Source organism: Streptomyces sp. NPDC001868 (assembly GCF_040297125.1).
Lineage (GTDB): Bacteria > Actinomycetota > Actinomycetes > Streptomycetales > Streptomycetaceae > Streptomyces.
The window spans coordinates 24781-34577 of the sequence record NZ_JBEOYO010000079.1 but is presented as its reverse complement, the minus strand read 5'-3'; the positions used below and the strand labels follow the sequence as shown (position 1 = coordinate 34577).

General features: G+C 70.6%; 8 protein-coding genes. 7 read left to right on the top strand and 1 reads right to left on the bottom strand.

The features are described 5' to 3' along the window. Positions 1-266, top strand: a 266-nt coding sequence (locus ABT147_RS43880; protein WP_351417411.1) for a TadE family type IV pilus minor pilin, incomplete at its 5' end; no start/stop codon positions are given. A gap of 176 nt (positions 267-442) precedes the next feature. Then, positions 443-838 (top strand): Rv3654c family TadE-like protein, encoded by a 396-nt coding sequence (locus ABT147_RS43875; protein WP_351417408.1) that lies wholly within the window; start codon positions 443-445, stop codon positions 836-838. 74 nt (positions 839-912) lie between these two features. Here ABT147_RS43875 and ABT147_RS43870 read toward each other — a convergent pair whose 3' ends face one another. Further along, a complete protein-coding gene (locus ABT147_RS43870; protein WP_351417405.1) occupies positions 913-3408 on the bottom strand; it encodes a DEAD/DEAH box helicase in 2496 nt (831 codons plus the stop codon). 83 nt (positions 3409-3491) lie between these two features. On the opposite strand from ABT147_RS43870, the gene bldG reads away from it, so the two are divergent. The 5 genes from bldG to ABT147_RS43845 all read left to right on the top strand — a co-directional run bounded on the left by bldG (position 3492) and on the right by ABT147_RS43845 (position 9636). Beyond that, on the top strand, positions 3492-3833 hold the full coding sequence (gene bldG, locus ABT147_RS43865) for an anti-sigma factor antagonist BldG (RefSeq protein ID WP_005475923.1): 342 nt from the start codon (positions 3492-3494) through the stop codon (positions 3831-3833). Between the two features lie 107 nt (positions 3834-3940). Next, positions 3941-4372, top strand: a complete 432-nt coding sequence (locus ABT147_RS43860; protein ID WP_351417402.1) for an ATP-binding protein — start codon at positions 3941-3943, stop codon at positions 4370-4372. Positions 4373-4685: 313 nt separating this feature from the next. Continuing rightward, entirely contained in the window at positions 4686-7091 is a 2406-nt protein-coding gene (locus tag ABT147_RS43855; RefSeq protein WP_351417400.1) for a sodium-translocating pyrophosphatase, read from the top strand. A gap of 205 nt (positions 7092-7296) precedes the next feature. Then, a complete protein-coding gene (locus ABT147_RS43850) occupies positions 7297-7908 on the top strand; it encodes a small secreted protein (RefSeq protein ID WP_351417398.1) in 612 nt (203 codons plus the stop codon). Positions 7909-8103: 195 nt separating this feature from the next. Continuing rightward, entirely contained in the window at positions 8104-9636 is a 1533-nt protein-coding gene (locus tag ABT147_RS43845) for a DUF7059 domain-containing protein (protein WP_351417395.1), read from the top strand. Positions 9637-9797 lie beyond the last annotated feature (161 nt).

The following is a 9797-nucleotide window of genomic DNA, read 5'->3' as shown; positions in this document are numbered from 1 at the left end:
ACCCCCCGGGCGCCCCCCCCCCCGGGGCCGCGCCGCCCCCCCCGGCCCGGCAGGACCCGTCGGCCGCGGTCGTGGCGGCGGCCCGGGCGACGGCGCCGGACGGGGCCGCGGTGAGCGTGGGCCGCGAGGGCGACTTCGTACGGGTCGTGGTCTCGGCCCCGGCGCCGGGGCCCGACGCGCTGGGACTCGATCTCAGCCATGCGGCCGTGGCGCTGGCGGAGGAGACGGTCGGGGCGGCTGGGACGGAGGGGGTGGGGGCCGGGTGAGCGCGTTCTCGTTGCTCGGGCGGCGGCAGCGGGGCGGGTGCTCGGTTCGCCCACATCGCCCAGATCGCTCGGGCTGCCTTACCCGCTCGGTCCAGTCAGCCCGCCTGACCCGCCTGACCCGCCTGGCCCACTCGGTCCAGTCGGCCCGTTCGGTTCGGTCGGCCCGTTCGGTTCGGTTGGTCCGCTCGGGCCGTTCGATTCGTTCGGACAGAGGCTCCGCGACTGTCTGGGCCGTCGGTGCGATTGCCGCGCTGTGCGCCGTGTTCGGGGCCGTACTCGCCTTGGGGCAGGCCGTTGTGATCCGGCATCAGGCGGAGGCGGCGGCCGACCTCGCGGCCCTCGCCGCCGCCGACCACTGGATGAAGGGCGGCGAGGGGGCCTGTGCGACGGCGGAACGGGTGGCGGGGGCTCAGGGCGGCCGACTCGTGCGCTGCGAGGTCGAGGGAGAGATCTCGGACGTCACGGCGGCCTCGGGCATGGGCCCGCTCACCGCCGAGTCCAGGGCACGGGCCGGCCCACCGGGCACGACAGCCCCCGCTGCGGGTCAGGAGGCCCGCTGGAGAGCCCCGTGAGGGGCGCGGGGAGCGGCGCGACCGGCGCCACACACGACCGGTTGCCGCCCGACCTCAGTGGCTCCCGAGCAGCCCTAGTCAGGCGCCGCCGAGCCCGACGGTGTCACGCCCTCCGGCGGAGCGTCGGGTGCCGCCCTGAGGAGTTCGGTCAGCAGGCGTACGGCTCCCCGCTTGTGCAAAGGGTCGTTGCCGTTGCCGCACTTGGGGGACTGGATGCAGGACGGGCAGCCGGCGTCGCACTCGCAGGAGGCGATGGCCTGGCGGGTGGCGGTGAGCCAGGCGCGGGCGGTGTGGAAGGCACGCTCGGCGAAGCCCGCGCCGCCCGGGTGGCCGTCGTAGACGAAGACCGTCGGGAGCAGGGTGTCCGGGTGGAGCGGGACCGAGACGCCTCCGATGTCCCAGCGGTCGCAGGTCGCGAAGAGGGGCAGCATGCCGATCGAGGCGTGTTCGGCGGCGTGCAGGGCGCCACCGAGGATCTCCGGGTTGATCCGGGCCGCGTCCAGCTGGTCCTCGGTGACGGTCCACCAGACGGCGCGGGTGCGCAGCGTACGAGGAGGGAGGTCGAGTTTGGACTCGCCGAGCACCTCGCCGGTGATCAGGCGGCGACGGAGGAAGGAGACGACCTGGTTGGTGACTTCGACGGAGCCGTAGCACAACCGGCCGGCGCCCCAGGGGACTTCTGTGTCGGTCTCCAGGACGGAGATGGAGGTGGTGTCGCGGGCGACCGTCGAATAGGGCGGCTCGGCCTGCTCGACGAGGGCGACGGAGTCCTCCAGGTCCAGTTCGCGCACCAGGTACGTACGGCCCTGGTGCAGATGGACCGCGCCCTCGTGGACGGTGGTGTGGGCGGCGCCGGCGTCGACCGTGCCGAGGAGGCGGCCCGTGCCGGTCTCGACGACCTGGACGGGGCGGCCGCCCTGGCCCCGGATGTCGGTGAGGTCGGCGGCGCGTTCGCGGCGGGTCCAGTGCCAGGCCTTGGCGCGGCGGCGGAGGAGTTTCGCGGCCTCCAGCTGCGGCAGCAGCTCCTCGCAGGCCGGGCCGAACAGGTCGAGGTCCTCGTCCGTCAGGGGCAGTTCGGCGGCGGCGGCGCAGAGGTGGGGGGCGAGGACGTACGGGTTGTCGGGGTCGAGGACGGTCGATTCCACCGGTTGGTCGAACAGGGCCTCGGGGTGGTGGACGAGGAAGGTGTCCAGCGGGTCGTCGCGGGCGACGAGGACGGCGAGGGCGCCCTGGCCGGAGCGTCCGGCGCGGCCGGCCTGCTGCCACAGGGAGGCGCGGGTGCCCGGATAGCCGGCGATGAGGACGGCGTCCAGGCCGGAGATGTCGATGCCGAGTTCGAGGGCGGTGGTGGCGGCGAGGCCGAGGAGTTCGCCGGAGTGCAGGGCGCGTTCGAGGGCGCGGCGTTCCTCGGGGAGATAGCCGCCTCGGTACGCCGCCACTCGGCGGGCCAGGGAGCGGTCCACCTCCGCCAGACGTTCCTGGGCGATCACCGAGATCAGCTCGGCGCCGCGCCGGGAGCGTACGAAGGCGACCGAGCGGACGCCCTGGACGACCAGGTCGGTGAGGAGGTCGGCGGTCTCGGCGGTGGCCGTGCGGCGGACGGGGGCGCCCTTCTCGCCGTGGAGTTCGGTGAGCGGGGGTTCCCAGAGGGCGAACACCAGTTCACCACGGGGTGAGGCGTCGTCCGCGACCTCGGTGACGGGGACGCCGGTGAGACGGCGGGCGGCGACCGAGGGCTCGGCGGCGGTGGCGGAGGCGAGGAGGAAGACGGGTTCGGCGCCGTAGCGGGCGCAGAGGCGGCGCAGGCGGCGCAGTACCTGGGCGACATGGGAGCCGAAGACGCCGCGGTAGGTGTGGCACTCGTCGATGACGACGTACTTGAGGGCGCGCAGGAAGGAGGACCAGCGGGGGTGGGAGGGGAGGATCCCGCGGTGGAGCATGTCGGGGTTGGTGAGGACGTAGTTGGCGTACTGGCGCACCCACTCGCGTTCCTCGACGGGGGTGTCGCCGTCGTACACGGCCGGACGTACAGCGTTTCCGAGAGGTTGTGAAAGTTCCTTCACGGATCGGCGCTGGTCGGCTGCGAGGGCCTTGGTGGGGGCGAGGTAGAGCGTGGTCGCCCCACGGCCGTTGGGGGCCTCGGAGCCGTCCAGGAGGCGCGACAGGACCGGGACGAGATAGGCCAGCGACTTGCCGGAGGCGGTGCCCGTGGCGACGACGACCGACTCGCCGTCGAGCGCGTGCTCGGCGACGCGTGCCTGGTGGGCCCAGGGATGTTCGATTCCCGCGGCCTGTACGGCGGCGATGACCTCCGATCGGATCCGGTCGGGCCAGACGGCATGGCGACCCGCACGTGGGGGCACATGCTCCGTATGAGTGATGCGCGAAGCCCGGCTCGGCCCCGAGGCGAGGCGGTCCAGGACCGTGCTCGGCGAGGGGCTGGAAGCGGTGTCCGTCGGGGATCGATCGGATCGGTGATTCTTGGCCATCGGCATCGAGTGTGTCACCGGCGTGACGGACAATGGAGCCAAGGCGTCGTGCACGCCTGCCGGTAAGTGATTGAATGCCATCGCGGCTGGCGAACCGTCCCGGGGGCTTTCAAGCCGAGGTGTCCCGAGGGGCGAACGCTCGATAGCAAGGTGCTGGAGGATCCGTGGACCTGTCCCTGTCGACCCGTACTGTCGGCGATCGTACGGTCGTCGAGGTCGGTGGCGAAATCGACGTTTATACCGCGCCCAAGCTGCGTGAGCAGCTGGTCGAGCTGGTCAACGACGGGAGTTTCCACCTCGTCGTCGACATGGAGGGCGTCGACTTCCTCGACTCCACCGGGCTCGGCGTGCTGGTGGGCGGCCTGAAGCGCGTACGGGCCCATGAGGGCTCGCTGCGTCTGGTGTGCAACCAGGAGCGGATTTTGAAGATCTTCCGCATCACCGGTCTGACCAAGGTGTTCCCGATTCACACCTCGGTCGACGAAGCGGTGGCGGCCACCGACTGATCGCGCCCGCCCGGGCCCCGTGCCCGGAACGGCAAGAGACAAGTGAGGGGGACCGGGCCCATGGGCCCGGCCCTCCGACCGCACGCCCGTAGTTCCGAGGGGGATGCATGGCCACCGTTGAACTCCGCTTCAGCGCGCTGCCCGAGCACGTCCGGACCGCCCGACTGGTGGCGGCAGCGGTGGCGCGCAGGGCCGGAGTGGACGAGGCCGTCCTCGACGAGGTCAGGCTGGCCGTCGGCGAGGCGTGCACCCGTGCCGTCGGACTGCATCAGAGCAGCGGTATCTCGGCGCCGGTGCATGTGTCGCTGATCGAGGAGGAGAAGCAGTTCTCCATCGAGGTCGGCGACGAGGCGCCGCACGCCGTCCCCGGTGACCGGTCGTCGGGCGCCGGCGACGCGGACGCCGAGATCGAGGAGGACGACATGGGCCTCGCGGTCATCAGCGGACTCGTCGACGACGTCGAGGTCTCCGCCGGTGAGAACGGCGGGCTGATCCGTATGACCTGGCCGACGACACCGTCGGTGGCCGTGCTGCCCTGATCTTCTCAACTTCACGTAGTACCGCGAGGGCCCTGCTGAGCAGGGCCCTTCGTGTTTTGTTCGGCATTTATTCCGATCACCGTTCATCGGAACACCGGAATTCGTGAAGGAATTCACGATCAATCACGCGATAATTTGATCAAGCGTCAATGCCTTTGAGGGGTTACTTCTTTCGAGTAATGTGGTGGCGCGTGGATCATTTGCTCAAGAGCATGTGAAGGCCAATTCCGCTTGCCGCGCACTGTTTTGATCAGGTTCCGCTCCCTACAATCCGTCCACATCTTGAGCTCAGCCCAAGCGTCAAGGAGGACGAATGGCGGGGCTTTCTACCCCTCAAAGGTTTGACCACACCACGGACCTCGCAGCCGCGGTACTGACCGACGACAACCGGATCATCGTCATGGTGATCGGCTTCGTGGCGCTGGCAGCGCTCGCCGTCGCCGGGGTCCTGGTGCGCCAGGTCCTCGCCGCGGGCGAGGGCACCGACAGCATGAAGAAGATCGCGACCGCGATCCAGGAAGGCGCGAACGCCTATCTGGCACGGCAGTTGCGCACGCTCGGCGTATTCGCCGTGGTCGTGTTCTTCCTGCTCATGCTGCTTCCCGCGGACGACTGGAATCAGCGCGCCGGACGATCGGTGTTCTTCTTGATCGGCGCGGCGTTCTCGGCGGCCACCGGTTATATCGGTATGTGGCTCGCCGTGCGCAGCAATGTGCGCGTCGCCGCGGCCGCCCGGGAAGCGACACCGGCGGAAGGCGAGCCGGAAAAGGATCTCACCGCCGTCTCGCACAAGGCGATGAAGATCGCATTTCGCACCGGCGGCGTCGTCGGCATGTTCACGGTGGGGCTCGGCCTCCTCGGCGCGTCCTGCGTGGTCCTCGTCTACGCGGCCGACGCACCGAAGGTGCTGGAGGGCTTCGGACTCGGGGCCGCACTCATCGCCATGTTCATGCGGGTCGGCGGCGGCATCTTCACCAAGGCCGCCGACGTCGGCGCCGACCTGGTCGGCAAGGTCGAGCAGGGCATTCCGGAGGACGATCCGCGCAATGCCGCGACCATCGCCGACAACGTGGGCGACAACGTCGGCGACTGCGCGGGCATGGCGGCCGACCTCTTCGAGTCGTACGCCGTGACGCTCGTCGCCGCGCTGATCCTCGGCAAGGCGGCGTTCGGTGACTCCGGGCTCGCGTTCCCGCTGATCGTGCCCGCGATCGGCGTACTCACCGCGATGATCGGGATCTTCGCGGTGGCGCCGCGCCGGACCGACCGCAGCGGGATGTCCGCCATCAACCGCGGCTTCTTCATCTCCGCGGTGATCTCGCTGGTGCTCGTCGCCATCGCCGTCTACGCCTATCTGCCGTCGTCGTACGCCGAGCTCGAAGGCGTCACGGACACGGCGATCGCGGGCCACGACGGCGACCCGCGGGTCCTCGCGGTCCTCGCGGTGGCCATCGGCATCGTGCTGGCCGCACTGATCCAGCAACTGACCGGCTACTTCACCGAGACCACCCGGCGCCCCGTACGGGACATCGGCAAGAGTTCGCTGACCGGCGCGGCCACCGTCGTCCTCGCCGGTATCTCCATCGGTCTCGAATCGGCCGTCTACACCGCCCTGTTGATCGGCCTCGGCGTGTACGGGGCGTTCCTGCTCGGCGGTACGTCGATCATGCTCGCGCTGTTCGCGGTGGCGCTGGCCGGGACCGGTCTGCTCACCACGGTCGGCGTCATCGTCGCCATGGACACCTTCGGGCCGGTCTCCGACAACGCGCAGGGCATCGCCGAGATGTCCGGCGACGTCGAGGGCGCGGGCGCGCAGGTGCTCACCGACCTGGACGCCGTCGGCAACACCACCAAGGCCATCACCAAGGGCATCGCCATCGCCACGGCCGTCCTCGCGGCCGCCGCGCTGTTCGGCTCGTACCGCGACGCGATCCTGACGGCCGCGAACGACGTCGGCGAGAAGGTCTCCGGCGAAGGCGCGCCCATGAACCTGATGATGGACATCTCGCAGCCCAACAACCTCGTCGGGCTCATCGCGGGCGCCGCGGTCGTCTTCCTCTTCTCGGGGCTGGCGATCAACGCGGTCTCGCGGTCGGCGGGCGCGGTGGTCTACGAGGTGCGGCGGCAGTTCCGCGAGCACCCCGGGATCATGGACTACAGCGAGAAGCCGGAGTACGGCCGGGTCGTCGACATCTGCACCAAGGACGCCCTGCGGGAGCTGGCCACGCCTGGTCTGCTCGCCGTCATGGCGCCCATCGCGATCGGGTTCACGCTCGGGGTCGGCGCGCTCGGCGCCTATCTCGCCGGCGCGATCGGCACCGGGACGCTGATGGCGGTGTTCCTCGCCAACTCCGGTGGCGCGTGGGACAACGCCAAGAAGCTCGTCGAGGACGGCCATCACGGCGGCAAGGGCAGCGAGGCCCATGCCGCGACCGTCATCGGCGACACCGTGGGCGACCCGTTCAAGGACACGGCGGGACCGGCCATCAACCCGCTGCTGAAGGTGATGAACCTCGTCGCGCTGCTCATCGCGCCCGCGGTCGTCCAGTTCAGCTACGGCGAGGACAAGAGCGTCGCGCTGCGCGTCGCCATCGCGGTGGCCTCGATCGCCGTGATCGTCGGGGCGGTCTACGTGTCGAAGCGGCGCGGGATCGCCGTGGGTGACGAAGGCAACTCCGAGCGGATGGCCAAGTCGGCGGATCCGGCGGTGGTTTCGTAGGCGGTCCTGCGGCCGGGCCTACGAGGGTCCTGCTCAAGGGGCGGGCGGGCGGCGCGTGTTGACGCGCCGCCCGCCCGCTTTCGTATACGCGGAGATGCTTCGTGAGCCTTCTCTCTCTTGGTGCAAACGGTTACAAAAGGTGCACGTGGGGTGCTCGGCACACAGGTGGCTCCCATTCGGCGTGTATGTTCCGGGGCCGAGAGCCATGGAAGGGACCAATCCGGTGAACAAGAAGCTCGCGGCCGCACTGTCCGGCGGTGCGGTACTGGTACTGGCGCTGTCCGGCTGCAGCGGCGACGACGAGACGAACGACAAGCTGAACTCCTGGGCCAAGGAGGTCTGCGACTCCGTGCAGCCGCAGATCAAGAAGATCGCGGCGGCCAACGCCTCGATCCAGAAGGAGACCTCGGACGACAGCGCGCCGGCGGACGTGCAGAAGGCCGACTCCCAGGGCTTCCAGGACATCTCCGACGCGTACAAGGCGATGGCGACGGCCATTCAGCAGGCCGGGGCGCCGGACGTCGAGGACGGTCAGAAGAAGCAGAAGGCCGCGGTCGCCGAGCTGAACCAGCTGTCGACGGCGTACGGCGAGCTGAAGAAGAAGTCGGACGCGCTGAACACCAAGGACCAGGCGAAGTTCGCGGACGGGCTCGAAGGGGTCGCGACCGAGCTGGAGAAGCTGAGCAAGACCGGGAGCGACGCGCTGAAGGAGCTGGAGAAGGGGGAGGTGGGACAGGCGATGGCTGAGCAGCCGAGCTGCAAGTCCGCGACCTCCTCCGGGGTGGTCTCGGCGCCGGCTTCCGCGACCAAGAGTTGAACTGGGCCGGTGCTTGATCAGGCGCCCGGTGGTTGATGCTGGGCGGCGGTGGGTTCCGAGGCTCGGCGGTGACGAGGTGCCGCTGCGCCCACCCGTGCCGCCCCAGCGGCACGATCGCCCGCAGCTACGACGGCGGGGCGGACGTACCGCCGCCATGGCTGAGCAGGGGCGCGGTGCGCGGCTACGCTGGGCGGTGTGAGTGACTTCAGGCTGTCTTCGTTGCCCTCTGCCGACCGGTCCGATGTCGCTGTGCGGCTGCGGGAGGCGCTGCTCGGTGCCGACTTCACCGCTGACGGGCTGCTCGAACTGCTCGGCGCCTCCGCGTACGCCGCCCTCGCGCGGAGCGAGGTCGTGCCGGCGCTCAGGGCGACGCGGGGAGACACGGCCCTCGAGGCGCTCGTGCGGCTGTTCCTGTTGCAGCAGGCGGTCGACCGCGCGCGCGTGGAGGCGGTGCTCCCCGTCGACGCGTGCGTGGAGAGCGGATGGCTCGTCCGCGTCGGCGAGAAGGGCGACGAGATCGCCGCCGCCGTCGACGTGCGGCCGTACGGCGGGCCCGGTGGTGAGGACTGGTTCATCGTGTCCGACCTGGGGTGCGCGGTCGGCGGGGCCGGGGGGATCGGGAGCCGGGACGAGGGTGTCGTGCTGGGAGTCGGCGGGGCGTCCACGACCCTCGCCGGGATCACGGTGCGGACGCCCGTCGGATCCGCCCTCGACCTCGGGACCGGCTCCGGCATCCAGGCGCTGCACGCCGCGCAGCACGCCACGCGCGTGACGGCGACCGATCTCAACCCGCGCGCGCTGCACATCACGGCGCTCACGCTGGCGCTCTCCGGAGCCCCGGCCGCCGATCTGCGGCAGGGCTCGCTCTTCGAGCCGGTCCGGGCGGACGAGACGTACGACCTCATCGTGTCCAACCCGCCGTTCGTGATCTCGCCCGGTGCCCGGCTGACGTACCGAGACGGCGGGATGGGCGGGGACGAACTCTGCCAGACGCTCGTTCAGCAGGCGGGGGCGCGACTGAACGAGGGCGGGTTCGCGCAGTTCCTGGCCAACTGGCAGCACGTGGAGGGGGAGGACTGGCAGGAGCGGCTCAGGTCGTGGGTGCCGCGCGGGTGCGACGCGTGGATCGTGCAGCGGGAGGTCCAGGACGTCACGCAGTACGCGGAGTTGTGGCTGCGGGACGCCGGTGATCACCGCGGTGATGTGGCCGAGTACCAGGCGCGGTACGACGCGTGGCTCGACGAGTTCGAGGCGCGGAAGGTGAAGGGCGTCGGCTTCGGGTGGATCACGCTGCGGAAGTCGGCCGCCGCGGACTCCGAGCCCTCGGTCGTCGTGGAGGAGTGGCCGCATCCGGTCGAACAGCCGCTCGGTGAGGCCGTGCGGCAGCACTTCGCGCGCGTCGACTACCTGCGGGCGAACGACGACGCGGCGCTTCTCGCCGCGCACTTCCGGCTCACCGCCGAGGTCGTCCAGGAGCAGGTCGGGCTGCCCGGCGCCGAGGACCCCGAGCATGTGGTGCTGCGTCAGAACCGGGGCATGCGCCGGGCCGCGAAGGTCGACACGGTCGGCGCGGGATTCGCCGGTGTGTGCGACGGCACGCTCAGCGCGGGGCGGATTCTGGACGCCATCGCCCAGCTCGTCAACGAGGACCCGGTGGCGCTGCGTGACCGCACACCGGGCCAGATCCGGCTCCTCGTCGAACAGGGGTTCCTCGAACCGGCTCGGTGAGTCGGTTCGGCAGGCCGGCCTCCGTAGGTCGGTCCGGTAATCGGTAAGTCGGCTCGGCTCGGGTCGGTTCGGTGAGCCGGTTCGAGCCGGTCGGGGAGGGCCCGGCGCGGGAGGGAGCGGGCCCCGCCCCGGCCCCGTACCCGGTGACGATTTCTGAACCG

Coding starts and splice junctions, on each gene's coding strand:
- ABT147_RS43870 (WP_351417405.1), bottom strand. CDS start 3,408: ATGGCATTCAATCACTTACCGGCAGGCGTGCACGACGCCTTGGCTCCA.
- ABT147_RS43860 (WP_351417402.1), top strand. CDS start 3,941: ATGGCCACCGTTGAACTCCGCTTCAGCGCGCTGCCCGAGCACGTCCGG.
- ABT147_RS43855 (WP_351417400.1), top strand. CDS start 4,686: ATGGCGGGGCTTTCTACCCCTCAAAGGTTTGACCACACCACGGACCTC.
- ABT147_RS43850 (WP_351417398.1), top strand. CDS start 7,297: ATGGAAGGGACCAATCCGGTGAACAAGAAGCTCGCGGCCGCACTGTCC.